Consider the following 24,448-nt stretch of genomic DNA (forward strand, 5'->3'; position numbering starts at 1 on the left):
GGGTCAGCTCTGGCAATCGGACATTTTGCTGCGCAAAATGTCCGATTGCCAGAGCTGACCCCGACTTTTAAGTTAGAGGTAGGCCCACTCGCGCGACATCTGCTTTGCGTAGGAAGGGGGGGCGGTGTCGAGTGAGTCGAAGGTGACCAGTTCGTAGGATTCCGGGTCGGCCAGCATGGCGCGCAGCAGCTGGTTGTTCAGGGCGTGGCCGGATTTGTGGGCTTCGTAGCTGGCGATGATCGGGTGGCCGACCATGTACAGGTCGCCGATCGCGTCGAGGATCTTGTGGCGCACGAATTCGTCGTCGTAGCGCAGGCCGTCCTGGTTCAGGATGCGGTATTCATCCATCACGATGGCGTTTTCCAGCGAACCGCCGCGCGCCAGGCCAATTCCGCGCAGCATTTCCACATCCTGCATGAAGCCGAAGGTGCGGGCGCGGGCAATCGCCTGGATGTACGACACGTCGCCGAAATCCACGGTCGCGCGCTGCGCCGTGCCATCCACCGCGGGGTGGTTGAATTCGATGAAGAAGTCCAGCTTGAAGCCGTCGTGCGGGACCAGGCGCGCCCATTTTTCAGCGCTGCCCTTGCCTTCGCGGATCTCAATGGGCTTTTTGACTTTAATGAACTTCTTCGGCGCTTCCTGCTCCTGCACCCCGCCCTGCTGCAGCAGGTAGACAAACGACGATGCCGAACCATCCATGATCGGGATTTCTTCCGCGGTCACGTCCACGTACAGGTTGTCGATGCCTAGGCCGGCGCAGGCCGACATCAGGTGTTCGACGGTGGAGACGCGGCCGCCGTCCTTCATCAGCACGGTGGCCATGCGGGTATCGCCCACAATGTCCGCCCTTGTAGGGAAGACAACTTGCGGGTCCAGGTCCACGCGGCGGAACACGATGCCGGTGTCCGGTTCCGCCGGGCGCAGGGTCAGCTCAACCTTGGTGCCGGAGTGCAGGCCGACACCTGTGGTGCGGACGATTTCTTTGATGGTTCTTTGTTTCAACATGCGAAGATTATAGCGCCCTGCGCCCTTCCCCGCTTACGGATGCTCGGCCTCGGCATGCTCGGTCTCGCGCCGCACCAGGTAGATGCCGGAGCCGATGATGATGGCCGCGCCCAGCAAGGTGAAAGCATCCGGCAGCGTATGCCACAGCAGCCAGTCGATGCCCACGCCCCAGGCCAGCGCCGTGTATTCGAACGGCGCCACGATGGAAGCCTTGCCCATGCTGAATGCGCGCGTCAGCGCCAGCTGGCCGAAGAAGCCGCTCACTGCCAGTGCAGCCATCGCCGGCCACAGCGACCAGTCGATCGCCACCCAGGCATTGACGGCCAGCGGCATCACGCCAATGCCCATCAGCGCCAGCACCCAGAACATCACGTGTTCCGGCGCATCGGTGCGCGCCAGGATACGGCCGGCGATGGCGGAGATGGCATAGCACACTGCCGAGGCCAAGACGGCCAGTCCGGCGACCGAAGCGAAATTGCTGCCATCAGGGCGCAGCACTACCAGCACGCCGCCCAGGCCAACCGCGATGGCGACCCATTGCCCCAGGCTGACCTTTTCGCGCAGGAAGAACACGGCCAGCGCGGTCACCAGCGACGGCGCGATGAAGAAAATGGAATAGGTATCCGCCAGCGGCAGCGACTTCAGCGCATAAGCGAACAGGGACAGCATGCCGATCCCGATCACGCCGCGCAGGATGTGCAGCGGCCAGCGCACCTTGAAGATGCCGGTGAATTTCCCGCGATAGCCGATATAAGCGCACACCAGCGGCATCGAAAGCATGCATCGCAACGCCGTCACCTGCACTGCCGGGTAGCGCCCGGCCAGCACTTTCATGGAAGCGTCCATGAGGGAGAACATGGCGACGGCTGCCACCATGGCGTAAATAGCTTGCAGGTTTTCTTTTTGTTGCGGAGTCACGTTGGAGGCCCAAAAGCGTTGCCGGGTCGTCCATTGTACTTAAAGAAACGGTTTGCTGCCGGGGCTGCCTTAACGAGCTCGGTAGAAGTAAAAACCATCCCCGAACCAACCTGGCTCGGTTTCGATCCACCGGACTCTTTCCATCGCTTCTTTCAGTTCCTCATACGCGACGTCGGAGCAAAGCTTGGTGCCCAAGCCTAGAAAACCGATGCGTTGTCTTAAATTGACTTGTTCCCTGAAAACTCGCAAGAGCTGTTGAACATCCGGGAGCGGATCGGCGTCTTCATGCTCGGGCAACACGATACTGAGCTCCCACTTCCCAGTTTCCTTGAGCAGTTCCCAATAGGCGCCCTTAGCGGCAAACCCTGACTGGTCCAGCGCCGCTAAAAATTTGCGCCCATCCGAAATCATTTCCGTGCTCAATGTTTGCTTATCCATGTCTGAATCCATGGCGACACTCCTTTCGGCTGTTGGGTGCAAGCGGTAACCATACGCCGCGCCGCCCACTGACCAATCTTGACATCGTACCGCGATGACTCATTCCACGCGCTGACGATAGACCAATTTTCCGCAAGAAGAACGTCTTCACCTGCAGCCTGATCAAACTCCCGCTTCAGCCCAGCTAGCTCTAATAGCGTACTCAGCTTATGCGTGTGGCAGGCCATGGCGAATCCCTTATCTGGAAAAGCAAAATGCCCCTGATGGCTCGCGATGACGGCCTTGAGTGCACATTCAACCGAATATCCCATAAGGTAATAGCTCCCCGAAAAGTGGCCGGATGCGAACAGGCATAGCGCCTCGGCTGCGCGCATTTTTGACAATTGCTGAAGTTCTCGGCGATCCATCGCTTCATCGTATGCGTCGCCCCGGGCCAAGCATTTGCGTTACATCAGTCGCATCGCAATTCCGCAGGACGAGTTATGATTGTGGGATGAATACAGAAGCGCTACTTGCCGAAAACGTTGAAGAGGCCGAGCCACTCTATGTGGTCCACGAATCCCCCGTGCATGGACGCGGCGTTTTCGCGCGCCGGTTGATCCCGGCCGGCACCCGCATCATCGAATACACCGGCGAAATCGTCGACTGGGAAGAGTGCTGCCGCCGCACCGAAGAAAAAGGCGGCCCTATCGGGCACACCTTCTTCTTCAGCCTGAACAACGGCATGCTGATCGACGGCGGCACGGGCGGCAACGAAGCGCGCTACATCAACCACTCCTGCGAGCCCAATTGCGAGGCCGAGGAAGATGACGATGACCGCGTCTACATCTGCTCCTTGCGCGACATCGAGGAAGGCGAGGAACTGAACTACAACTACGGGCTGATTTACGAAGCCCGCCACACCGCCAGGGTGAAGAAGGAATTCGCCTGTTACTGCGGGGCGCCGTCCTGCACCGGCGTCATGCTGGCGCCGAAAAAGCGCAAGTCCCGCAGCAAGGCGGCGGCTCAGGCGCCTGCTTCAGGCGGCTGAGCCTGTTCCATTGGCGCCGGCGCCGCTGCGCTGCGGCCGCGCAAGGCCGAAATGCCTTTGAACAGGTGGAAAATGACGTAGGCGTGGAAGGCCACCGGCATCCAGTCGGCAATCGCTGCATAGACCAGTGCGTCGAGAATGTAGACGGCGAGGCCGATGTAGAAGGCCCACAGCTTGTCGCGCAATGCGAAATACCCAATCACGCCATAGTGGCCAATGATTAGCGCCGACAGGATCAGGCCCACAACCTTCGGGTCAGAGAACGCCGCGCTGACCACCGCCGTCATCCCCAGGCCGATCACGAAGTTGGTATTGCTGCCGGAGTAGAACAGGAACAGGTTGACCAGCGAAAGGCCGGCGATCCACCAGAACCAGCGGGCGCTGGAAGCTACGGTCGGATCGGAAGATACTGGCAACGTCATGGAATTCCTCTCGAAAAATAGAAGTTGCAATCTTAGCAGCGAGGTTTCCGCAGACGGAAATAAAAAACGCCCGGCATGCCGGGCGTGTTGCATTTGAGCCTAATACGCTGATTACAGCTGGCCCAGCATGGTTTCGGCGTTCGACACTTCGAACTTGCCGCCTTGCTCGACGTTCAGTTGCTTGACCACGCCGTCTTCCACCAGCATCGAGTAACGCTGGGAGCGGGTGCCCATGCCAAATTTGGAAAAGTCCGCGTCCAGGCCCAGGGCCTTGGAGTAGGCGGCGTTACCGTCAGCCATCATGCGGACGATGCCGGTGGCTTTCTGGTCGCGGCCCCATGCGCCCATGACGAAAGCGTCGTTCACGGAGATGCACCAGATTTCATCCACGCCCTTGGCTTTCAGTTCGGCGGCGTGCTTGACGTAGCCCGGCACGTGCTGTGCGGAGCAGGTTGGGGTGTAGGCGCCAGGCAGGCCGAAGATCGCGATCTTCTTGCCTTTCACCAGGTCCTGTACGTTGAAGGTATTCGGGCCGAGGGAGCAGCCTTCGGTCTCGGTCTCGATGAATTCGGACAGTTGGCCTTCCGGCAGTTTGTCGCCGATCTTGATGGTCATTTCGGGTTCTCCTTCTTGTGAAAACCCAGAGTATAACTCCGCGCCGCCGGATGCGTGATCCGGCGGCGCGGCTGACCGTATTTAGTCAGCCTGCTTGCGGAGGAAGGCAGGAATGTCGTAGGTTTCCATGCCCGACTTGGCCAGTGCGTTCACCTGCTCGGTGGCCGATTCGCGGCGCCACACGGCTGGCTGCTTCTGCACGTCGGCCGAAACGCCGGAGAAACCTGCGGAACCGAAGCCGCCGACTGCGCTGGTCGCCGCGCCGCCGAGGCCTGCGTTGACGTTCAGCGGGCTGCCGCCGTGGGTGCCGGTGCGCAGTTGCTGCTGCGGTACCAGCTGCACATGCTTCTTGGCTTTGCCCAGGCCGGTGGCCACCACAGTCACGCGGATCGCGTCGCCCATGGCGTCGTCGTAGGCGATACCTTGAGCGATCGACGCATCCGGTGCGGCGAAGGCGCGGACGGCAGCCATGACTTCCTTGATTTCCTTACCTTTCAGGCCGCGCGACGCGGTCACGTTCACCAGCACGCCGCGTGCGCCCGACAGGTCGACGCCGTCCAGCAGCGGGGATGCGACTGCCTGCTCGGCGGCCACGCGTGCGCGGTCCACGCCGGAAGCGGTGGCGGTGCCCATCATCGCCTTGCCCTGCTCGCCCATGATGGTCTTCACGTCGTTGAAGTCGACGTTGATGTGGCCTGGCACGTTGATGATCTCGGCGATACCGGCAACGGCGTTGTTCAGGACGTCGTCCGCGTGCTGCAGCCACTCGATCAGGGACTCGTCTTCGTAGATCTCTTCCAGCTTCTCGTTGCAGATCACGATCAGGGAGTCGACGTTGGCGGACAGCTGCTCCAGGCCTGCCTCGGCGATATCCAGGCACTTCTGGCCTTCGTGCGAGAACGGCTTGGACACCACGGCCACGGTCAGCGCGCCCTGCTGCTTGGCGATTTCCGCCACGATCGGCGCTGCGCCGGTACCGGTGCCGCCGCCCATGCCGGCAGCGATGAAGACCATATGCGCGCCGCGCAGTGCATCTTCAATGCGGCCGCGGGACTCTTCCGCCAGCGCACGGCCGACGTCAGGCTTCATGCCCGCGCCCAGGCCGGTCTCGCCGATCTGGATGATGTTGCTTGCCTTGGAAGTGGCCAGCGCTTGTGCGTCGGTATTGGCAGCGATGAATTCCACGCCGCTCATGCCTTTGTTGATCATGTGCTGGACCGCATTGCCGCCCGCACCGCCAACACCAACGACCTTGATGACCGTTCCCAGTGTTGCGTTGTCTACCATATCAAACTCCATGATGTACTCCTATCTAGAATGCGGTTTTCAAGCGCCAGGCCTCATATCAATAGGAGAACTGGAGATTGAAAACTGCAGGTTTTACTCGAATAAACGTTTAAAAATTACCCAGGAACCATTCCTTCATGCGCTGCCAAACTGCTTTTACCGAACCATCCTGGCGGGTCACAATGTGGCCACGCAGGTACTGCTTCTTCGCTTCCAACAACAGCCCCAACACGGTTGCATAGCGCGGGCTGCGGACCACGTCGGCCAGCTGGCCGCGGTAGTCCGGTGTGCCCAGGCGCGCAGGCTTGAGGAAGATGTCTTCCGCCATCTCCACCATGCCCGGCATGATTGCGGTGCCGCCGGTCAGCACGATGCCCGACGAGAGCACGCCCTCGTAGCCGGACTCGCGCACCACCTGGTGCACCATCGCAAACAGTTCTTCCACGCGCGGCTCGATCACGGCGGCCAGCGCCTGGCGCGACAGGTTGCGCGGACCGCGGTCGCCCAGACCCGGCACTTCCAGGTGCTCGCCCGGATCGGCCAGCACCTGCTTGGCCACGCCGTAGCGGATCTTGATTTCTTCCGCTTCGCCGGTCGGGGTACGCAGCGCCATCGCGATATCGTTGGTGATCTGGTCGCCGGCGATCGGGATCACGGCCGTATGGCGGATCGCACCGTCGCTGAAGACCGCCACGTCGGTGGTGCCGCCGCCAATGTCGATCAGCACCACGCCCAGTTCTTTTTCGTCGTTGGTCAGCACCGCGTCGGCCGAGGCCATCGGCTGCAGGATCAGGTCCGACACTTCCAGGCCGCAGCGGCGCACGCACTTGACGATGTTCTGCACCGCGCTCACGGCGCCGGTGACGATGTGCACCTTCACTTCCAGGCGGATGCCGCTCATGCCGATCGGCTCGCGCACGTCGTCCTGCGAGTCGACGATGAACTCCTGCGGAACGGTGTGCAGCAGCTGCTGGTCGGTCGGGATGTTGACTGCCTTGGCGGTCTCGATCACGCGCGCCACGTCGGTCGCAGTGACTTCCTTGTCCTTGATCGCCACCATGCCGCTGGAGTTGAAGCTGCGGATATGGCTGCCGGCGATGCCCGCGTACACATTGCGGATCTTGCAGTCGGCCATCAGCTCCGCCTCTTCCAGCGCGCGCTGGATCGATTCGACGGTCGCCTCGATGTTCACCACCACGCCTTTTTTCAGGCCGCTGGACTCGTGCTGGCCCAGGCCAATCACTTCGTGGCGTCCATCGCCCATCACCTCGGCCACCACGGCCACCACTTTGGAGGTGCCGATGTCGAGGCCGACGATCAGGTTCTTAGCGTCTTTAGTCATCTCTATGCCCTGCTTTCAACGTTTCTTCGTATCCGACGGGATCTTCAATCCCGCTGCGCTCAATGCCAGGCCGTTCTGGTAGCGCATATCAATCGTTTCAATATTCGGCACGCGGGCGGAAATCTGCGGCCAGATCCCGACCAGGCGCTTCACCCTTTGATGCAGGGTGTCAGGCGTTGCCTCGCGTCCCAGCGCCACACTGGCGCCGTTGTCCAACTTCACCGTCCATGCATAGCGTCCCGACAGGGCCACGCCCTGCGGCACCAGGCTGACCGGTGAAAACCATTGCTTCAACTCGCCGTAACGCGCGAGCACTTCCTTTTCGCTGCCATCCGGGCCGGAAAACTCCGGCAGCTCGTGATCTTCTTCCGCCTCTGCCAGGTTGGCGGTGAAGACATCGCCTTTCACCGACAGCAGGCGGCCGTCTTCGCCCCAGGTGCCCAGCACTTCATGCTCTTCCAGTTCCACGATCAGCTGGTCCGGCCATTCGCGCCGCACACTGGCGCGGCGCACCCATGGCACGGACTCAAACACCTTGCGCACCTGGTCCAGGTCGGCCGTGAAGAAATTACCGACCAGGCGGCCCTGGGTACCGTTGCGCAGCGTCAGGTGGTTCACATGCTTGAACTCCGACTTGTCCATGGTCTCAACGCGGATGGTGCGCAAATCGAATACAGGACGATTCGCCACCCACCACACGCCGGCAGCGGCGCAAGCCAGCACCGACAGCGCGATCAGGCCGCTGGCGGATGCATTCAAGGCTTTTACGTCGTGCCACATAAGTCTTTTCAGTCCTCTACTTCTTCAGCTTCAGTCGTGCAGTGCGCAGGATTTCCACGCACAGTTCTTCGTAGCTCACGCCGGTCGCGCGGGCAGCCATCGGCACCAGCGAATGGCTGGTCATGCCCGGCGAGGTATTCACTTCGAGCAGGAAGGGCTTCTGGTCCTTTTCGCGCAGCAGCACGTCGACCCGGCCCCATCCCTCGCAGCCAACGGCGCGGTAGGCCGCTACGGCCAGGCGCTGCATTTCGTCCTGCATTGCCTGGTCCAGCTGCGGCGGGCAGAAGTACTTGGTGTCGTCGGTGAAGTACTTGTTGTTGTAGTCGTAGTTGCCTTGCGGCGCCACGATCTCCACGATCGGCAATGCACGGGCGGTCTTGCCGGTGCCCAGCACGGCGACGGTGAACTCGCGGCCTTCCACGAATTCTTCGGCCAGCACGCAGTCGTCCAGCGCGGCGGCGGCATCGTAGGCGGCTTTCAGGCCGGCCTTGTCGCTCACCTTGGTGATGCCGATGGTCGAACCTTCGTGCGGCGGTTTCATGATCAGCGGCAGGCCGAGGCGCGCACCTTCCGCATCCAGGTCGGAGTCCGCGCCCAGCACGGCGTATTCCGGGGTCGGCAGGTTTTCGCGCAGCCACAGGATCTTGGTGGTGATCTTGTCCATGCCCACCGAGCTGGCCATCACGCCGGAGCCGGTGTAAGGGATGCCGAGCAATTCCAGCGCACCCTGGATGCTGCCGTCTTCGCCGTAGCGGCCGTGCAGCGCGATGAACACGCGGTCGAATTTTTCGGCGGCCAGTTCGGCCAGCGAGCGTTGGCCCGGGTCGAAGGCGTGGGCATCCACGCCTTGCGATTGCAGGGCCGCCAGCACACCGGTGCCGGACATGATGGACACGTCGCGCTCGGCGGACAAGCCGCCCATCAGCACGCCCACCTTGCCGAATGCTTTTGCTTCTTGTGCAGTCAGTTTGGTCATCGCATCAGGCCTTCCAGTTCGTGAGTTTTGCCGGGACGCCGCTGATCGAGCCCGCGCCCATCGTGAGCACCACGTCGCCGTCGCGCACCACGTTCATGATCGTTTCCGGCATGTCGGCGATGTTTTCGACGAATACCGGTTCTACCTTGCCGCGTGCGCGGATCGCGTGCGCCAACGAGCGGCCGTCGGCTGCCACGATAGGCGCCTCGCCCGCTGCATACACATCCGACAGCACCAGCACGTCGACGGTGCTGAGGACTTTTGCGAAGTCCTCGAACAGGTCGCGGGTGCGGCTGTAGCGGTGCGGCTGGAAGGCCAGCAGCAGGCGGCGGCCAGGATAGGCGGCGCGCGCGGCGGCGGTGGTCACTTCCATTTCAATCGGGTGATGCCCGAAATCGTCCACCAGGGTGAAGCTGCCGCCCGACGGGATGGCGACTTCGCCGTATTTGGTGAAGCGGCGGCCCACGCCGGCGAAGCCTGCCAGGCCGGCTTGCGTTGCGGTGTCTGGCACCCCGATTTCGCGCGCGATGGCGACGGCGGAGCAGGCGTTCTGCACGTTATGCAGGCCAGGCTGGTTCAGCACGATGTCGAGGTCCGGGAAACCTTCCTGCAGCACGGTGAAGTGCATCTGGGTGCCGACGGCGCGCGCGTTGATGGCGCGCACTTCGGCGTCTTCAGCGAAGCCGTAGGTCGTTACCGGCTTGGTCACCTGCGGAATGATGGCGCGCACGTGCGGGTCATCAATGCAGAGCATGGCGCGGCCGTAGAACGGCAGGCGGTGCGTGAAGTGCACGAAGGCTTGCTTCAGCTTTTCGAAATCGTGCTCGTAGGTCTCCATGTGATCGGCATCGATGTTGGTGATGACTTCGATCATTGGAGTCAGGTTCAGGAAGGACGCATCCGATTCGTCCGCTTCCGCCACCAGGTATTCACCGGAGCCCAGCTTGGCGTTGGCGCCGGCTGCGGTCAGGCGGCCGCCGATCACGAAGGTCGGGTCCAGGCCGCCCTCTGCCAGCACGGATGCCACCAGGCTGGTGGTGGTGGTCTTGCCGTGGGTGCCGGCAATGGCGATGCCGCGCTTCAGGCGCATCAGCTCACCGAGCATCACGGCGCGCGGCACGATAGGAATCTTGCGGGCGCGCGCAGCGACCACTTCCGGGTTGTCGGCCTTGACGGCGGTCGAGGTCACAACCGCGTCGGCATTGCCGATGAAGGCTGCGTCGTGGCCCTGGTGCACGGTGGCGCCCATGTCGACCAGGCGCTGCGTCACGGCGTTCGAACCGAGGTCCGAGCCGGAGACGTTGTAGCCCAGGGTCACCAGCACTTCGGCGATGCCGCTCATGCCGCTGCCGCCGATGCCGACGAAGTGAATGTTCTTTACTTTATGTTTCATGCCAGTGCTTCCAATTCTTTTGCGATGGCGTCATTCGCATCGCGCTTGCCCACTGCGAGCGCGGCGGCCGCCATCTTTTGACAGGTATTGCGGTTCAAGGTCTGCAACAGTGCTGCCAGGCTTTCCGGATTCAACTCCGTCTGCGGCATGTGGATGGATGCGCCCTGCTTGGCCATCCACTGCGCGTTGTCGCGCTGGTGGCTGGTCGTCGAGGCCACCAGGGGAACCAGCACGCTGGCCACGCCAGCTGCCGTCAGTTCCGACACGGTGATGGCGCCGGCGCGGCAGATCACGATGTCTGCCTGCGCGTAAGCACTCGCCATGTCGTCGATAAAATCGACCACGTGCGCTTCCACATGTGCCTGCGCGTAAGCCGCGCGCAGGGCTTCAATGTTCTTTTTGCCCGACTGGTGGGTTACCAGCGGACGCTGTTCCGGCGCGATCATCGCCAGCGCGGCCGGCAGCGCATCGTTGAGCGCCTTGGCCCCCAGGCTGCCGCCCACCACCAGGATGCGCAGCACGCCTTCGCGGCCGGCGAAGCGCTGCTCCGGCGCCGGCATGGCGAGGATTTCCTTGCGTACCGGGTTGCCGGTGACGACGGCCTTGCCGGCAGCGGCGCCGAATTCCGCCGGGAAGCCGAAGAACACTTTCTTCGACATCGGCGCCAGCGTCTTGTTCGACAGCAGCAGGGCCGCGTCGGCGTTGACCAAGGCCAGCGGCACGCCGCGCAGCCTGGCCATCAGGCCGCCGGGCACGCAGACGTAGCCGCCCATGCCCAGCACCACGTCCGGCTTGCGCTTGCCGATGAAGCGGAAGCAGTCCAGGAAAGCGCCGATCATCTTGAAGCCGCCGCCGATGGTGTGCATCAGGCCCTTGCCGCGCATGCCGCTGAAGTGGACCACGTCCATCTCCACGCCATGTTTCGGCACCAGGTCGGTTTCCATGCCATGCGAAGTGCCCAGCCAGGAAACCTCCCAGCCACGAGCGCGCATGGCCTGCGCAATCGCCAGGCCAGGGAAAATATGGCCGCCGGTGCCGGCCGCCATGATCATCAGGCGCTTGCTCATAAGCGGCCTCCGCGCATCATGACCCTGTTTTCGTAGTCGATCCGCAGCAGGATCGCCAGGCCCACGCAGTTGATGATGATGCCGGTGCCGCCGTAGCTCATGAGCGGCAGCGTCAGTCCCTTGGTCGGCAGCAGGCCGAGGTTCACGCCCATATTGATAAACGTCTGTACGCCGATCCAGATGCCGATGCCTTTCGCGGCCAATCCGGCGAAGGTCTGGTCGAGGGCAATGGCCTGGCGGCCGATGTCGAAGGCGCGTTTGACGATCCAGTAGAACATGCCGATGGTGACCAGCACGCCGATCATGCCCAGCTCTTCGCCGATCACGGCCAGCAGGAAGTCGGTATGCGCTTCCGGCAGGTAGTGCAGCTTTTCCACGCTGGCGCCCAGGCCCACGCCGCCGATCTCGCCGCGGCCGAAGGCGATCAGCGAGTGGGTCAGCTGGTACGCCTTGTTCAGCGCATTCTCTTCTTCCCACGGATTTAGGTAGGCGAACAGGCGTGCGCGGCGGAATGGCGAGAGCCAGATAATGGTCACGAAGATCAGCACCAGCATGCCGGCAATGCCGCCGAACCAGACTGCGTTCACACCGCCCAGGAACAGGATGCCCATGGCGATGCAGACGATCACGCCGAAGGCGCCCAGGTCCGGCTCCAGCAGCAGCAAGAGCCCCACGAAGGCAACGGCGAGCGCCATCGGCGCAAAGCCTTTGGACAGGCGGTGCATGAATTCCTGCTTGCGCACGGTGTAGTCGGCTGCATACAGCACGATGAAGAGCTTCATCAGTTCCGACGGCTGGAACTGGAATACTTTCAGCGTCAGCCAGCGGCGGCCGCCGTTCACGTTGACGCCCAGGCCGGGAATCAAGACCAGCACCAGCGCCACCAGGGTGCCAATGAACAGGTAAGGCGCAGCCCTTTGCCAATCCTCGATCCGCACGCGGAAGGCAACTGCCGCCGCCACAATCGCGATGCCGATGAAGATCGCCTGGCGCTGCACGAAATAGTAATTCTTGTAGGCGGCGAATTTCGGCGAATCCGGCAGCGCGATCGAGGCCGAATACACCATCACCATACCGAACAGCATGAGCAGCAGCACCGACCAGACCAGCGGCTGGTCGTATTCCATCATCTTCGAATGACGTGCGCGTCCATCCAGCGGAGCTGGGGACTCGGCGCCACCGAAGCGGAATGGAAGCTGGATCGCCATCAGATCTCCTGCCCCGCATCAAGCGCGATCTCGCGCACGGTGTCGATGAACACCTGCGCGCGGTGCGCGTAGTTCTTGAACATGTCCAGGCTGGCGCAGGCCGGCGACAGCAGCACGGCGTCGCCGGCATGGGCCAGCGCGGCGGCGCGTTTGGTCGCTTCTTCCAGCGTGGCGAAATCTTCCATCGGCACGCCGGTCGGTTCCAGCGCGGTACGAATGGCAGGCGCATCGCGGCCGATCAGTACCACGGCGCGCACGAAGCGGCGCACCGGATTGGCCAGCGGGTCGAATTCCTGGCCTTTGCCGTCGCCGCCCATGATGACCACCAGCTTTTGCTCGCCGGCGAAGGCCTGGCCCAGGCCCACCAGCGCCGCGACAGTCGCGCCCACATTGGTGCCCTTGGAATCGTCGTAGTAATCGACGCCATTAATCGATGCGACCAGCTCCACGCGGTGCGGCTGTCCCTTGTATTCACGCAGACCGTGCAGCAGCGGCGCGAACGGCAGGCCAATGGCGCGGCACAGGGCCAGCGCAGCCAAGGCGTTGGAAGCGTTGTGCGTGCCACGGATCTGCAGCGCGTCCGCCGGCATCAGCTTCTTGGTGTAGCACTCCACCGGTGGCGGAGGAAGATCATTCTTCTTGCGGCGCTTCGGCGGTTCGGCGTCGTCGGTCGGTTCTGCCGTGGCGAGCCAGTACACCCCGCGCTCGTTGACCAGGCCGAAGCTGTGCGCCAGTTCCGGCGCGTCGGTGCCGAAGGTGACGTTTTCACCGGTCGGGTTGGACATCGCCATGGTCCACTTGTCATCGCGGTTCAACACGCGCACCGTGTCCTCGCCGAAGATGCGCTTCTTGTCGTCGGCATAAGCCTGCATGCTGCCGTGCCAGTCCAGGTGGTCCTGGGTAACGTTCAACACGGTCGCTGCGTCGGCGTTCAGGCTGTACGTCGTGTGCAGCTGGAAGCTGGACAGCTCGAGCACCCAGGCTTGCGGAAGGGCGTCGTTTTCCATCACTTCGCGCAACACGTCCAGCGCGGCTGGGCTGATATTGCCGGCCACGCGCACGGACAGGCCGGCGCGTTCGCACAGCTGGCCGGTCAGGCTGGTGACGGTGGTCTTGCCGTTGGTGCCGGTGATGGCGATAACTTTCGGCGCGTAGGCGCGGTCTTCCTTCAGCCATTTCAACGCCTGCGCGAACAGCTCGATCTCGCCCCAGACGGGAATACCCTTCTCCGCTGCCGCCGGAATGATCTCGGCCAGTTCCTTGTTCGGGCCAAGGCCGGGGCTGGCGCAGACGAAGTCCACGCCGTCCAGCAGCGCTGCATTGAACGGGCCTGCGATGAACTGCGTGCCCGGCAACTGTTCGCGCAGCAGCGGCAGGCGGTCCGGCACCGGACGCGTGTCGGCGACGCGCAGCAGCGCGCCGCAGCGCGCCAGCCAGTGCGCCATCGCCAGGCCCGATTCCCCGAGCCCCAGTACCAGTGCAATTTTGCCGCTATAAATCATCAGCGCAGTTTCAAAGTAGACAGGCCAACCAGGACCAGCATCATCGTGATAATCCAGAAGCGCACGACGACCTGGGTTTCTTTCCAACCTTTTTGTTCAAAGTGGTGGTGCAGCGGCGCCATCAGGAACACGCGGCGGCCAACGCCGTAGCGCTTCTTGGTGTACTTGAACCAGCCCACCTGGATAATCACGGACAGCGTTTCGGCAACGAAGATGCCGCCCATGATGAACAAAACGATTTCCTGGCGTACGATCACGGCGATCGTGCCGAGCGCGCCGCCCAGCGCCAATGCACCGACGTCGCCCATGAAGACCTGCGCAGGGTGCGCGTTGTACCAGAGGAAGGCCAGGCCGGCACCCGCCATCGCACCGCAGAAGATAATCAGCTCACCGGCGCCAGGAATGTGCGGGATGAACAGGTATTTCGAGTAGGTCGCGGAACCAGTCAGGTAGGCGAACAGACCCAGGGCCGAGCCGACCATCACGGTCGGCATGATGGCCAGGCCGTCCAGGCCATCGGTGAAGTTCACAGCGTTGGAGGTACCGACGATCACGCAGTACGTCAGCGCAATAAATCCCCACACGCCCAGCGGATAGCTGATGGTCTTCACGAACGGCACGATCAGGTCGGCCTTTGGCGGCAGGTCCATCGAAAAGCCAGACTGCACCCACTGGAAGAACAGCTCGAACACTTTTGCCGGTGTTGGCGCCGACACGGAGAACGCAAGGTACAGCGCGGCGGCGATGCCGACCAGCGACTGCCAGAAGTATTTTTCGGCCGAACGCATCCCCTCCGGATCCTGGCGCACCACCTTGCGGTAGTCGTCCACCCAGCCCACGGCGCCGAAGCCCATGGTCACGACCATCACTGGCCAGATCAAACGATTCGACCAGTCGCACCACAGCACGGTGGCGATACCGACGGCGAGCAGCAGCAACACGCCGCCCATGGTCGGGGTGCCGTGCTTTTTCAGGTGGGTCTGCGGACCATCGGTGCGCACGGCCTGGCCGTACTTCATGACGGTCAGTTTGCGGATCACGGCGGGGCCGGCGATCAGGCCGATCAGCAGGGCCGTGATGGTAGCCATCACAGCGCGGAAGGTGATGTAGTTAAAGAGGCGGAATGCCCCAATGTCGTCCTGCAGAAGTTGTGCAAGCCAGAGCAGCATGATTAGTGTGATTCCTTTGTTACTTGTTGCGATCCAATCAAATGCTGCACGACCCGTTCCATCTTCATGAAGCGGGAGCCCTTGATCAATACGGTTGCATCCGGCGTTACTGCGGCGCTTACGGCCCGCAGCAGCGCGTCGAATTCCTGGTGGTGCTGGGCATGCGGCGCCATGTGGGCGGCCAGCGTGCCGGTGGCGAAGAAGTGCTCGATGCCTTTGCTCGCGGCATAGGCGGCAACTTCTTGGTGAAACTCTTTCCCTTGTGTGCCGACTTCACCCATGTCGCCCAGCACCAGCACGCGCGGCGCTTTCGCTTTTGCCAGCACGTCGATGGCGGCGCGCACGGAGTCCGGGTTGGCGTTGTAGGTGTCGTCGATCAGCAGCGCGCCGTTGGCGGCTTGTTTTTTCTGCAGGCGCCCGTTCACCGGCGCAAAGGTTTCCAAACCGGTGCGGATGGTGGAGGTGTCGATGCCGGCAGCATAGGTACACGCAATGGCGGCCAGTGCGTTGCGGACGTTGTGCTCGCCGGCGGCCTGTAAAGAAACACTGAAGTGGCGCGGCACTGCGTCCGGCGCCGCGAAACTTGCGGCAGCGCCAGTGGCGCCGGCGACTACGTTTTCGGCGGGGAAGGCGGCGGGACGGATGGTGACCGCCAGCTCCGCGCCGAAATCGCCTGCGGTATAGGTGCAGCTCACATTGGCGGCGGCATCCAGGCCAAAGGTCAGCACGCGGCGGCCAGCGGACAGCTCATGCCAGACCGGGGTGAACTCGTCGCCATGCGGGAACACTGCCACGCCGTCGGCCGGCAGCGCGGACAACACGCTGCCGTTCTCACGCGCCACCGCTTCCACGGTGTGCATGAATTCCTGGTGCTCGCGCTGGGCGTTGTTCACCATGCCGATGGTCGGCGCGGCGATGGCGCTCAGGCGGCCGATTTCGCCGGGATGGTTCATGCCCAGCTCCACCACGGCGGAGCGGTGCGAGGCATCGAGGCGGAACAGCGTGAGTGGCACGCCGATCTCGTTATTCAGGTTGCCACGCGTTGCCAGGCGACCGTCTTCGCCATGGGCTGCCGCCAGGATTGAGGCGATCATTTCCTTGACGGTGGTCTTGCCGTTCGAACCGGTGACGGCGATGACCGGCAGCGCAAACTGCTTGCGCCAGTAATTGGCGATCTGGCCCAGCGCCACCAGGGTGTCCGGCACCACGATGGCCGGCAAGGTCCAGCCTTCCGGCAGCTTGTCGACGACGACGGCGGCCACGCCCTTGTCCACTACCTGCGGCAGGAAGTCGTGCGCATCGAATACCTCGCCGCGCAGGGCGACGAAGAGCTGTCCGTTGCCGACCGTGCGGGTGTCGGTCGACACGCCGTCAAAGTCCAGCGCCAGCGCGGCGTCATTGGTCAGCACACCGTGATGCAGGTGCGCGCCGGTCAGCGCAGGCAGGATGTGGGCAAGGGTGCTGCGCATCAGTGCGGCCTCATCATGGTCAGGCGTGCAGACAATGCCAGTTGCGCATGCTCGGCGTCCGAGAACGGCATCTTGCGGCCCTTGATTTCCTGATAGGGCTCATGGCCCTTCCCTGCCAGCAGGATCACATCCGCCTTGCCGGCATTACGCACGGCGGACAGGATCGCAGCTGCGCGGTCTTCCACCGTCATGAATTCCGAATTCGGATTGTCACGGTCCATGCCGGCGACGATCTGGCGGATGATTTCAGCCGGTTCTTCGCTGCGCGGATTGTCGCTGGTGACCAGCACATGCTCCGCCATCTGCGAGATGCGGCCCATCTGTGGACGCTTGCCCGGATCGCGGTCGCCGCCGCAGCCGAAGACGCACCACAGGTGGCCGCCACGGTCGTTCGCCACGGAGCGCAGGGCTTCCAGCGTCTTTTCCAGCGCATCCGGCGTATGCGCGTAGTCGATCACGACCATCGGCGCCTCCTGGCCGCCGATCTGCTGCATGCGTCCCGGGGCCGGCTGCAGCGATTCGATGCCGTCGATCGCAGTGCGGAAGGCGATGCCTTTCGCCAGCAGCGCGGCCAGCACGGCCAGCGCATTGCTGACATTGAACGGACCAACCAGCTGCGTGCGCACGTGGGCGTGGCCGAAGGTCGAATCCAGGTTGAATTCCGTGCCCAGGTTGCGGCTGCGCAGGGAGCTGGCGCGCAACATGGAAATGCCCTGCACGTTCGGCTGCGCCTTGATGTCTTTCAGCGTGTAGCCGATGATGGCCGGCTTGCGCGGCGCCTTGGATGCCTTGATGTGGGCAATCAAACGATGGCCCATTGGATCGTCCAGGTTCACGACGGCGTGCTTCAGGCCCGGCCAGTCGAACAGGATGGTCTTGGCGGCTTCGTAATTCGCTTCGTCGCCGTGGTAGTCCAGGTGGTCGCGGGTCAGGTTGGTGAAGATTGCCACGTCGAAGTGCATGCCCTCGGTGCGGCCCTGGTGCAGGCCGATCGACGATGCTTCAATCGCCAGCGCACCAGCGCCGTCGGCGTGCACTTCGCTCAGTTTACGCGCCAGCAGCACGGCGTCCGGCGTGGTGTAGCCGGTTTCGTCGAATTCCACTTCGCCACGCGCACGGAACATGCCCACGCCCAGCGTGCCGATCACGGCGGTCGTTTCGCCAACCTTGGCCAGCGCCTGGCCGGTCCAGACGGCGCAGGAAGTCTTGCCGTTGGTGCCGGTGACGGCGACGGTGAACATGCCCGCATCCGGCTGGCCATACCAGGCGTGCGCAATCGGTCCTGCCTGTTTTTTCAGGCCGGGCACGGCGAGGTGCGGCACAGTGTGTGCAGCGTCCCAGGCGTAACCGGTATCGTCAAACACCACGGCGGCGGCGCCGTTGGCGATGGCGGCGGCAATGAAAGTGCGGCCATCCTTGGCGTCGCCAGGATAGGCAAAGAACACGTCCCCGGCCTTGATGCGGCGCGAGTCCGATGCCAGCTGCGCGTTTGGCGCTGCTTCGCGCATCCAGCTGATAATTTCTTGATGGGTCATCGTCGTCATTTACATGGCCTCCGGTCCGGTATCGGTCGGCACCACGATTTCCGTGATGTTCGAATCAGGAGGCACATTGGAGGCGCGCAATGCGTTGATTGCGACTGCCGCGAAAGTTGGTGCTGCGACCGAGCCGCCAAAGTGGCCGTTCTGGGTCGGTTCGTCGATCATGACTGCAATGATGAAGCGCGGCGCCGACATCGGCACCATGCCGACGAAGGAACCGATGTACTTGCGCGGCATCGCGTAATGGCCGTTCTCCACCTTGTAGGCGGTACCGGTCTTGCCGCCCACGCGGTAGCCTGGAATCTGCGCTTTCTTGGCCGTGCCGTCCTTGCCCGACACCACCATCTCCAGCATCTCGCGCATCTGCGCTGCGGTCTGCGGCTTGATGATCTGCTGGCCCAGCGGCTCCTTGTCGACCTTCTCAAACGACAAAGGAATGGTGTCACCATTCCGGGCAAACATCATGTAGGAGCGCGCCAGCTGTATCAGCGACACCGAGATACCGTTACCGTAGCTCATGGTCGCCTGTTCGATCGGCCGCCATGATTTATAAGGCCGCACCCTTCCCGCCACCGCGCCGGGGAAGCCCCACTTCGGCTGCTGCCCGAAACCGACCTTGGTGAACTGTTCCCACATCTCCTGGGCCGGCATGCTGAGCGCGATCTTCGAGGTGCCGATGTTGGACGACATTTCGATGATCTGCTGCACACTGATCACGCCGTGCGCCTTGGTATCCGTGATCGTCTTGTCCAGGATGGTGTACCTGCCGTTGCCGGTATCGATCAGGGTATTCGGCTTGACCCGGCCGGTGTCCAGCGCCAGCGAAACCGTAATTGGCTTCAGCGTCGAACCCGGCTCGAAGGTGTCGGTCATCACGCGGTTGCGCAGCTGCGCGCCGGTCAGGTTGCGGCGGTCGTTCGGGTCGTAGCTTGGATAGTTCGCCAGCGCCAGCACTTCACCGGTGTGCACGTCCAGCACCACGGCGCCGCCAGCCTTGGCGCCGAAGTGTTCGACGGCGGCTTTCAGCTGGGTAAACGCGATGTACTGGATTTTGCTGTCCACCGACAGCACCACATCCTTGCCGTCATGCGGCTCGACGGCGCCGCCGATGTCTTCCACGATGCGGCCGCGTCCATCCTTGATCACGCGGCGCGAGCCAGGCTTGCCGACCAGGTTGTTCTGCTGCGCCAGCTCAATCGACTCCTGGCCCTTGTCGTCCACATTGGTGAAGCCGACCAGGTGGGTCATCACCTCGCCTTGCGGGTAGAAGCGCTTGTATTCAGGACGGATATCCATGCCGTCCAAATCCAGCGCCTTGATCTTGTCGGCGGTTTCCACCTCGACCTGGCGTTTCAGGTAGACCAGGTTGCGGTCGGAATCGAGCTTCTTGCGCAGCTCCGCCTCGCTCATTTCCAACAGGCCGGCCAAGGCGCGCAGCTTATCTTTCGGCGCGGCCAGCAGTTCTTCCGGCGAGGCCCAGATGGCGCGCACAGGGATGGACGAAGCCAGCACCTGGCCATTGCGGTCGGTAATCTTGCCGCGCACGGCCGGCAGTTCCTGCGTGCGCTGGTAGCGGTTGGCGCCTTCCTTCTGCAGGAACTGCTGCTGGCTCGACGTGCCTTGCAGCCAGACTGCACGCGCAGCCAGCGCCGCGAACGCGGTGAACATCGCGAACAGCACCACGCGCGAGCGCCAGCTTGGCAGGCGCACCGCCAATACCGGGCTCTTTGAGAAGGACACGCCCTGCGAGCGCGCCACGCGTGCTGGTCCGGTTCCGCTGGAGCGCGTCACTTGTCGCCCTCCGTCAGGTATTGGGTACGGTTCGGCGTCAGCTGGGTCATGCTCAGCTCACGGCGCGCGATTTCCTCGATACGGGCGTGCTTGCCCAGCGTGGACTGGTCCAGCTGCAGCTGGGCCCATTCGGTATCGAGCTGCTTGGCCTGGGCGTGCGCACGCTCCAGGTCTACGAACAGGTGGCGCTGCTGGTATTGCGCGTTAACGGTCGACAGGCCGCAAGCGACCAGCAATGCCGTCAACACGATATTGAGCTTGTTACTCATTGCGCTCCTCCCGGGGCAGGCAGGCGCATGGCGACGCGCATCACGGCCGAACGCGCGCGCGGGTTTTCCTCCACCTCTTTATCGGAAGGCTTGATACGGGACAGCAGTTTCAGTTCCGGCTGCGGCAGGTCGGCTGCCTTGATCGGCAAGCGCCGGTCGGGCTGCTCCACCTTGGCCTTGGAAGCGAGGAACTGCTTGACCATGCGGTCTTCCAGCGAATGGAAGCTGATGATGGCCAGGATGCCGCCCGGCTTCAACGCGTCAAACGCCTGGCTCAGGGCCGATTCAAGGTCCTCAAGCTCCTTATTGACGAAAATCCGGATAGCCTGAAAGGTGCGGGTCGCAGGATCCTTGCCCTTTTCGCGAGTCTTGACCGCGCCTGCCACGATACCGGCAAGCTGTCGTGTGCTTGAAATTGGTTCGACTGCCCGGCGAGCAACAATCGCCTTTGCAATCTGAAAAGCAAACCGTTCTTCCCCATAATCCCTTATCACCTTTTCCAGTGTTTTTTCTGATTCTGTGGCCAGCCACTCGGCGGCGGAGATACCACGCGTGGTATCCATGCGCATGTCGAGCGGGCCATCGTTGCGGAAGCTGAAGCCGCGCGCAGCATCGTCTACTTGTGGCGACGAGATGCCGAGGTCCAGCAAAATGCCGTCGACGGCGGGAATGCCGCGTTCGGCCAGCGCATCCGCCATGGTGGCGAAGCTGTCATGCACGATGGTGAATCGCGCGTCGCCGATGGTTTCGGCGTTGGCGATAGCTTGTAAATCTTTGTCGAAGGCGATCAGGCGGGCTTCCGGGCCCAGGCGGGACAGGATCAGGCGGCTATGGCCGCCGCGGCCGAACGTTCCATCTATATAGATGCCGTTGGCGCGCTCGCCTTTCAGGTCGAGCGCATCCACTGCTTCATCTAACAGCACCGTACGATGCTGGAATTCTGGCACCGAGGTCGTCGTCATTATGAGTCAGGCCTCAGAAAGAGAAATCGGACAGGGTATCGGGCATGCCAACCTCGATGGTGGCTTGCTCGTTGGCGGCACGCTTGACCGGATCCCAGATCTCGAAGTGGGTCAGCATGCCGGACAGCACGACCTCGCGGCCCAGGCCGACGGCGTCGCGCAATTCAGGCGCCACCAGGATGCGGCCGGCCGAATCCATCTCGACGTCGGTCGCGTTGCCCAGCAGGATACGCTGCCAGCCGCGGGCCGACATCGGCCAGCCGGCGATCTGGTCGCGCTTGGCTTCCCAGGTATGGCGCGGATACATCAGGAGACAGCCATCCGGGTGCTTGGTAAGCGTGAGCCGTCCTTCGCACTGAATCATCAGTGCGTCACGATGCTTGGCCGGGATGGACATCCTGCCTTTCGCATCTAATGTGATCGCGGACGCGCCTTGGAACACGACTTAACCTTATCTAAAAAATCCCACAAAACTACACTTTTTCACACTATCGCCCACTTTAGAGGATGCTCACAAGCCGGTCAAGCAATTTTCCCAAGTGAAAATACCGATTTGTCCAATGAAATGAAGGACTTAGCGCCATTCCTTGAGAAATGGCAGCACTAAAAACCATTGAGAAATTAGGGACTTATGAAAGATAGTGAAAGTGCTACTTCACATGCAAAGAGGGCGAAACCTGAAAAAAATGACTAAAAATAAATGTGGAAATCGGCGTTAGGTTGCCTGATGACAACGACACTTTAGCAAATTAACAACAAGTGCCGGGACCCCGCCCTGGCGGGAGAATGACTGCCTGCCACGCTTTGCGCGTGATCCGGACCCTCAAATAAAAATTGCCGCCCAGGAGAGCTGGGCGGCAACTTGTATAGACAAATGGTGTTGCCACCGCTTGCCACCATTATACGGCTTAGGACACTTTTTACTCGTAAGTGACGCCAACCGTGACGCCGCTGAACGGCTGCTTCGCTTCCAGCACGATGTAATACCATTGGTTGGCCACCGGGCTCGGGATGCTGATATTTTCAGCATTGCCGGCATTGGCCGAGGCGTAATCGTAGGAAGTGGTGGTCGGATAACGGTTCAGGGCCACATACATATTCATGTCGCCAGTGCCGCCGGCGCTCATGATCTTCACGTTTTTCGCGCCGGCCGGCACAATCAGGTGCAGGTAGGTGCGCGTGCTGGACGACAGGTTGCGAATGGCGCAGTTCTGCCCAAGGTAGGTTGGCGAGGCCTGGCCGCTGCAAGTTGGCAGGTTGGACACGCTATCCGGCATCGGCGGATCGCCAGCCGTGGTAGCCGCGTCGGCCCAGGCGGCGAATTCGCTGTCGTAACGGGTGCCGATCCCCTGCATGAAGCTGTTGTAGCGGCTGTAGTCGCCGACCCGGAAATTGGCCAGCGCCTGGTCGACGTCCGCACGGTGGCGCTCCACCATGAAGCGCGTCGCCATATAGCCCCAGCGATAGGCCCGGTCCTGGTAGTCCGCCATCGAATAGGTGTTGCCGAAGATATCGCTCAGGCGGTACTTGCGGGTGCGCGCCATGTCGATCGCCGTCTGGTTGTTGTTCTTCAGCGAGAGGTATTCCGCGATACCCTCGATCCACCACACGGTCGGCACCGAAGTCGCCATGCCGAAATCGCCGTACATGTCGAAGCGGCCGTCGATGTAGTGCACGAATTCGTGCTCCAGGTTCCACACCTTGAAGGTCGGACGCAGCCACGATGCCTCGTGGGCGATGAAGCGCGCCTGGTTGCCCGCCTGCGATGGATCGCCTTCCAGGTACATGCCGCCATTGTTGGTGTCGATGCCGTAAATGATGCCGGCGTACTTGCTGTAGTTGGTGTAGTCGTCGAACACCACCAGTTCCAGCGAGGTGTTGTTGTCATGCGCGACCGGGGTGTTATTGGTCTGCAGCATGGCGTGGGCGTAAGTGGTTTCCGTCGCCAGCGAGGAACAGATCTGCTGCACCTGGTCCGAAGTCACGTCCTGTGCACGCAGGCGCAGCGTAGGGCTGCAGCTGTAGGTGGTCTTCAGCACGGCGTTGGCCAGCTGCTGCTCGAAATTGCAGGTGCCGTACTGGCCGCAGTTGGCGTTGTCGTAGTACTTGACCGCTTGCGCTGCAGCCAGCCACATGTCGCCGTCGGCGCCCAGCATGGTGCTGGTGTTCAGCGTGTTCTGCACCATCGGTTTCACCTGCGGCTTCAGGCCTGCGTACTGCATGAAGCGGAAGGTCTCGTTCGACGTATCAGTCAGCTGGTAGCTGGCATTGGTGTTCAGCAGCGCCGGCTTGTTGGCGGTGATGAAGGCGTACAGTGTGTTGGCATAAGAGATGTCGTTCGACAGGGTCGTGCCCACATCAGGCATCGTGTGGGCGCGGAACAGCACATTCAGTGCGCCGGTCATGCCGCCGCCTGCGCTGTCCTGCTTCAGGGCATCCGCTGCCGTCGGCATGGTCCCGGTATTGGTGAAGCGGGCGACCGTCATCTTCACGTCGGGCAGGTATTGCACCTCGTCGTGCATATTGGTGATCAGGCGCCAGGTTTCAGCCGCAGTGGTCGAGGCAACGGTGTTGTTGGCATACAGGCTGCTGCCCTGCACCGCGCTGTGGAGCGTTGCGCGCAGGGGGGCGCGCACCGATTCGGTTAACGCAGGAATGGTGCCGTTGCTGGCCTGGTAGTAGCCTGCGCGCAGGTAAAGCACGAGGTTGACCAGCTTCATGTTGGTGCCGTTGTAGCTGGCAGCTTCGCTTGCCAGGCGGCTGGCGACCGCGCTGACGTTGGCGCTGGAATAGATCCCGGTAGCCAGGGACGTATCGGCGGAGAACAGCGGGTAGGTACATTCGTAGTCCGGCAGGTTGGCCACATAGTCGGCCAGTGCCGCGCCGCTATAGCCCGCCAGGACGGTCATGTCCTTGCACTGGGTCGTTGCCAGCGTTGGCGCCACGCTGGCCTTCATATTGCGCGGCATCAGGTCATTGCGCGGCTTGCGCGTTGGCGCCAGGTCGTACTTGCTTTGCTCTACGGATGGCGGCAGGGTTTGCCGCTGGTGCGGCGCCGGGGCTTGCTTGAGTTTCTGCTCGTGGCCATCGCCATCATGCTTGCTTGCCGCTTGCGCGGCGGCGCTGGCCAGCATGGCGGCCAGCAGGCCGGCCATGCCAATTGGGTGCAACTTCATGTCTCCACCTCTTCTCGTTGTTAAATGGGAGAGCCCATGCTAACGAGGAGGCGCGGCGCGCTTGCAACCGTGCGCGCCGTTAGTG

General features: G+C 62.4%; 23 protein-coding genes. 1 reads left to right on the top strand and 22 read right to left on the bottom strand.

Features of this window, described 5'->3' with window-relative positions; genetic code table 11:
* Positions 1–72: 72 nt before the first annotated feature.
* From lpxC to GM658_RS17695, 4 genes are all read right to left on the bottom strand, one after another.
* Positions 73–1,008, bottom strand: coding sequence for a UDP-3-O-acyl-N-acetylglucosamine deacetylase (gene lpxC, locus GM658_RS17680; RefSeq protein WP_155455381.1), 936 nt, complete (start codon positions 1,006–1,008; stop codon positions 73–75).
* A 33-nt stretch (positions 1,009–1,041) separates the two neighbouring features.
* Positions 1,042–1,884 carry a DMT family transporter gene (locus tag GM658_RS17685; RefSeq protein ID WP_155455522.1) on the bottom strand — a complete coding sequence of 281 codons (843 nt, stop codon included), beginning with the start codon at positions 1,882–1,884 and terminating at the stop codon, positions 1,042–1,044.
* Positions 1,885–1,995: 111 nt separating this feature from the next.
* Complete coding sequence (locus GM658_RS17690) at positions 1,996–2,376, bottom strand: hypothetical protein (RefSeq protein ID WP_155455382.1); 381 nt, start codon at positions 2,374–2,376, stop codon at positions 1,996–1,998.
* A complete protein-coding gene (locus GM658_RS17695) occupies positions 2,346–2,771 on the bottom strand; it encodes a HEPN domain-containing protein (RefSeq protein WP_155455383.1) in 426 nt (141 codons plus the stop codon). Before GM658_RS17695 ends, GM658_RS17690 begins: the two co-directional genes overlap by 31 nt.
* Before the next feature lie 86 nt (positions 2,772–2,857).
* On the opposite strand from GM658_RS17695, the gene GM658_RS17700 reads away from it, so the two are divergent.
* Positions 2,858–3,394, top strand: a complete 537-nt coding sequence (locus GM658_RS17700) for an SET domain-containing protein (RefSeq protein WP_155455384.1) — start codon at positions 2,858–2,860, stop codon at positions 3,392–3,394.
* Here the strand turns inward: GM658_RS17700 and GM658_RS17705 are convergent.
* The 18 genes from GM658_RS17705 to GM658_RS17790 form a co-directional block, all read right to left on the bottom strand.
* Complete coding sequence (locus GM658_RS17705; protein WP_155455385.1) at positions 3,370–3,816, bottom strand: hypothetical protein; 447 nt, start codon at positions 3,814–3,816, stop codon at positions 3,370–3,372. The two genes, GM658_RS17700 and GM658_RS17705, sit on opposite strands and share 25 nt — an antisense overlap.
* Before the next feature lie 111 nt (positions 3,817–3,927).
* Complete coding sequence (locus GM658_RS17710) at positions 3,928–4,431, bottom strand: peroxiredoxin (protein WP_155455386.1); 504 nt, start codon at positions 4,429–4,431, stop codon at positions 3,928–3,930.
* An 81-nt stretch (positions 4,432–4,512) separates the two neighbouring features.
* Positions 4,513–5,730, bottom strand: a complete 1,218-nt coding sequence (ftsZ, locus tag GM658_RS17715; RefSeq protein ID WP_155455387.1) for a cell division protein FtsZ — start codon at positions 5,728–5,730, stop codon at positions 4,513–4,515.
* 97 nt (positions 5,731–5,827) lie between these two features.
* A complete protein-coding gene (gene ftsA / locus GM658_RS17720; protein ID WP_155455388.1) occupies positions 5,828–7,060 on the bottom strand; it encodes a cell division protein FtsA in 1,233 nt (410 codons plus the stop codon).
* Positions 7,061–7,075: 15 nt separating this feature from the next.
* Positions 7,076–7,840, bottom strand: coding sequence for a cell division protein FtsQ/DivIB (locus GM658_RS17725; protein WP_155455389.1), 765 nt, complete (start codon positions 7,838–7,840; stop codon positions 7,076–7,078).
* A gap of 16 nt (positions 7,841–7,856) precedes the next feature.
* A complete protein-coding gene (locus GM658_RS17730) occupies positions 7,857–8,816 on the bottom strand; it encodes a D-alanine--D-alanine ligase (RefSeq protein WP_155455390.1) in 960 nt (319 codons plus the stop codon).
* Positions 8,817–8,820: 4 nt separating this feature from the next.
* Positions 8,821–10,209 carry a UDP-N-acetylmuramate--L-alanine ligase gene (gene murC / locus GM658_RS17735; protein ID WP_155455391.1) on the bottom strand — a complete coding sequence of 463 codons (1,389 nt, stop codon included), beginning with the start codon at positions 10,207–10,209 and terminating at the stop codon, positions 8,821–8,823.
* The gene (gene murG / locus GM658_RS17740; RefSeq protein ID WP_371865148.1) at positions 10,206–11,276 is read right to left on the bottom strand and encodes an undecaprenyldiphospho-muramoylpentapeptide beta-N-acetylglucosaminyltransferase; all 1,071 of its coding nucleotides are present in this window, start codon (positions 11,274–11,276) and stop codon (positions 10,206–10,208) included. The genes murC and murG overlap by 4 nt, the downstream gene beginning before the upstream one ends.
* Entirely contained in the window at positions 11,273–12,484 is a 1,212-nt protein-coding gene (ftsW, locus tag GM658_RS17745; RefSeq protein WP_155455392.1) for a putative lipid II flippase FtsW, read from the bottom strand. Before ftsW ends, murG begins: the two co-directional genes overlap by 4 nt.
* Positions 12,484–13,986 carry a UDP-N-acetylmuramoyl-L-alanine--D-glutamate ligase gene (gene murD / locus GM658_RS17750; protein WP_155455393.1) on the bottom strand — a complete coding sequence of 501 codons (1,503 nt, stop codon included), beginning with the start codon at positions 13,984–13,986 and terminating at the stop codon, positions 12,484–12,486. The genes ftsW and murD overlap by 1 nt, the downstream gene beginning before the upstream one ends.
* Entirely contained in the window at positions 13,986–15,155 is a 1,170-nt protein-coding gene (gene mraY, locus GM658_RS17755; protein ID WP_155455394.1) for a phospho-N-acetylmuramoyl-pentapeptide-transferase, read from the bottom strand. Before mraY ends, murD begins: the two co-directional genes overlap by 1 nt.
* Positions 15,156–15,157: 2 nt before the next feature.
* Positions 15,158–16,624, bottom strand: a complete 1,467-nt coding sequence (locus GM658_RS17760; protein WP_155455395.1) for a UDP-N-acetylmuramoyl-tripeptide--D-alanyl-D-alanine ligase — start codon at positions 16,622–16,624, stop codon at positions 15,158–15,160.
* Positions 16,624–18,168, bottom strand: coding sequence for a UDP-N-acetylmuramoyl-L-alanyl-D-glutamate--2,6-diaminopimelate ligase (locus tag GM658_RS17765; RefSeq protein ID WP_155455396.1), 1,545 nt, complete (start codon positions 18,166–18,168; stop codon positions 16,624–16,626). Before GM658_RS17765 ends, GM658_RS17760 begins: the two co-directional genes overlap by 1 nt.
* Complete coding sequence (locus tag GM658_RS17770; protein ID WP_170298862.1) at positions 18,169–19,956, bottom strand: peptidoglycan D,D-transpeptidase FtsI family protein; 1,788 nt, start codon at positions 19,954–19,956, stop codon at positions 18,169–18,171.
* Positions 19,953–20,225, bottom strand: a complete 273-nt coding sequence (gene ftsL, locus GM658_RS17775; RefSeq protein WP_155455397.1) for a cell division protein FtsL — start codon at positions 20,223–20,225, stop codon at positions 19,953–19,955. Before ftsL ends, GM658_RS17770 begins: the two co-directional genes overlap by 4 nt.
* A complete protein-coding gene (gene rsmH / locus GM658_RS17780; RefSeq protein WP_155455398.1) occupies positions 20,222–21,187 on the bottom strand; it encodes a 16S rRNA (cytosine(1402)-N(4))-methyltransferase RsmH in 966 nt (321 codons plus the stop codon). Before rsmH ends, ftsL begins: the two co-directional genes overlap by 4 nt.
* Positions 21,188–21,200: 13 nt before the next feature.
* Entirely contained in the window at positions 21,201–21,629 is a 429-nt protein-coding gene (mraZ, locus tag GM658_RS17785; protein ID WP_170298863.1) for a division/cell wall cluster transcriptional repressor MraZ, read from the bottom strand.
* A 478-nt stretch (positions 21,630–22,107) separates the two neighbouring features.
* Entirely contained in the window at positions 22,108–24,363 is a 2,256-nt protein-coding gene (locus tag GM658_RS17790) for a M9 family metallopeptidase (RefSeq protein ID WP_155455400.1), read from the bottom strand.
* Positions 24,364–24,448 lie beyond the last annotated feature (85 nt).

The sequence above is a fragment of the Massilia eburnea genome (genome assembly GCF_009720745.1).
Taxonomy (GTDB): Bacteria; Pseudomonadota; Gammaproteobacteria; order Burkholderiales; family Burkholderiaceae_D; genus Rugamonas; species Rugamonas eburnea.

What these genes read in the sequence shown, in the direction of transcription:
- lpxC (WP_155455381.1), bottom strand. Translation starts at nt 1,008, where the DNA reads ATGTTGAAACAAAGAACCATCAAAGAAATCGTCCGCACCACAGGTGTC.
- GM658_RS17685 (WP_155455522.1), bottom strand. Translation starts at nt 1,884, where the DNA reads ATGGTGGCAGCCGTCGCCATGTTCTCCCTCATGGACGCTTCCATGAAA.
- GM658_RS17690 (WP_155455382.1), bottom strand. Translation starts at nt 2,376, where the DNA reads ATGGATTCAGACATGGATAAGCAAACATTGAGCACGGAAATGATTTCG.
- GM658_RS17695 (WP_155455383.1), bottom strand. Translation starts at nt 2,771, where the DNA reads ATGGATCGCCGAGAACTTCAGCAATTGTCAAAAATGCGCGCAGCCGAG.
- GM658_RS17700 (WP_155455384.1), top strand. Translation starts at nt 2,858, where the DNA reads ATGAATACAGAAGCGCTACTTGCCGAAAACGTTGAAGAGGCCGAGCCA.
- GM658_RS17705 (WP_155455385.1), bottom strand. Translation starts at nt 3,816, where the DNA reads ATGACGTTGCCAGTATCTTCCGATCCGACCGTAGCTTCCAGCGCCCGC.
- GM658_RS17710 (WP_155455386.1), bottom strand. Translation starts at nt 4,431, where the DNA reads ATGACCATCAAGATCGGCGACAAACTGCCGGAAGGCCAACTGTCCGAA.
- ftsZ (WP_155455387.1), bottom strand. Translation starts at nt 5,730, where the DNA reads ATGGAGTTTGATATGGTAGACAACGCAACACTGGGAACGGTCATCAAG.
- ftsA (WP_155455388.1), bottom strand. Translation starts at nt 7,060, where the DNA reads ATGACTAAAGACGCTAAGAACCTGATCGTCGGCCTCGACATCGGCACC.
- GM658_RS17725 (WP_155455389.1), bottom strand. Translation starts at nt 7,840, where the DNA reads ATGTGGCACGACGTAAAAGCCTTGAATGCATCCGCCAGCGGCCTGATC.
- GM658_RS17730 (WP_155455390.1), bottom strand. Translation starts at nt 8,816, where the DNA reads ATGACCAAACTGACTGCACAAGAAGCAAAAGCATTCGGCAAGGTGGGC.
- murC (WP_155455391.1), bottom strand. Translation starts at nt 10,209, where the DNA reads ATGAAACATAAAGTAAAGAACATTCACTTCGTCGGCATCGGCGGCAGC.
- murG (WP_371865148.1), bottom strand. Translation starts at nt 11,276, where the DNA reads ATGAGCAAGCGCCTGATGATCATGGCGGCCGGCACCGGCGGCCATATT.
- ftsW (WP_155455392.1), bottom strand. Translation starts at nt 12,484, where the DNA reads ATGGCGATCCAGCTTCCATTCCGCTTCGGTGGCGCCGAGTCCCCAGCT.
- murD (WP_155455393.1), bottom strand. Translation starts at nt 13,986, where the DNA reads ATGATTTATAGCGGCAAAATTGCACTGGTACTGGGGCTCGGGGAATCG.
- mraY (WP_155455394.1), bottom strand. Translation starts at nt 15,155, where the DNA reads ATGCTGCTCTGGCTTGCACAACTTCTGCAGGACGACATTGGGGCATTC.
- GM658_RS17760 (WP_155455395.1), bottom strand. Translation starts at nt 16,624, where the DNA reads ATGCGCAGCACCCTTGCCCACATCCTGCCTGCGCTGACCGGCGCGCAC.
- GM658_RS17765 (WP_155455396.1), bottom strand. Translation starts at nt 18,168, where the DNA reads ATGACGACGATGACCCATCAAGAAATTATCAGCTGGATGCGCGAAGCA.
- ftsL (WP_155455397.1), bottom strand. Translation starts at nt 20,225, where the DNA reads ATGAGTAACAAGCTCAATATCGTGTTGACGGCATTGCTGGTCGCTTGC.
- rsmH (WP_155455398.1), bottom strand. Translation starts at nt 21,187, where the DNA reads ATGACGACGACCTCGGTGCCAGAATTCCAGCATCGTACGGTGCTGTTA.
- GM658_RS17790 (WP_155455400.1), bottom strand. Translation starts at nt 24,363, where the DNA reads ATGAAGTTGCACCCAATTGGCATGGCCGGCCTGCTGGCCGCCATGCTG.